The sequence below is a fragment of the Microtetraspora sp. AC03309 genome (assembly GCF_020826795.1).
GTDB lineage: Bacteria > Actinomycetota > Actinomycetes > Streptosporangiales > Streptosporangiaceae > Microtetraspora > Microtetraspora glauca.
The window spans coordinates 1-513 of record NZ_JADDIL010000429.1 but is presented as its reverse complement, the minus strand read 5'-3'; the positions used below and the strand labels follow the sequence as shown (position 1 = coordinate 513).

1 protein-coding gene is annotated in these 513 nt (G+C 66.3%); it reads left to right on the top strand.

The genetic code is table 11. The annotated features are described in order from the left end of the window. Window positions 1–513: acyl-CoA dehydrogenase family protein (locus tag IMZ11_RS43695; protein WP_255708192.1), on the top strand; the 513-nt coding region annotated here is incomplete at both ends.

Here is a 513-nt window from a genome sequence, read left to right as displayed (position 1 = left end):
ACCACGGCAGCCATGCGCTGATCCACTACGACAACGTCCGGGTACCGGCCGAGGCTCTGCTGGGCGGCGAGGGGCAGGCCTTCGTGATCGCCCAGACCCGGCTGGGCGGCGGCCGGATCCACCACGCGATGCGCACCATCGGCCTGGCCCAGAAGGCACTGGACATGATGTGCGAACGCGCGCTGAGCCGCGAGACCCAGGGCAGCCGGCTGTCCGACAAGCAGTTCGTCCAGGGTTACATCGCCGATTCGTACGCCCAGCTGCTGCAGTTCCGCCTGATGGTGCTCTATACCGCATGGGAGATCGACAAGTACAACGACTACAAGAAGGTGCGCAAGGACATCGCCGCCGTCAAGGTCGCGATGCCCACGGTGCTGCACGACATCGCCTGGCGGGCAATGCAAGTCCACGGCGCACTCGGGGTCACCAACGAGATGCCGTTCCTCGGCATGGTCACCGGTGCCGCGGTCATGGGCCTGGCCGACGGCCCGACCGAAGTACACAAGACCACCG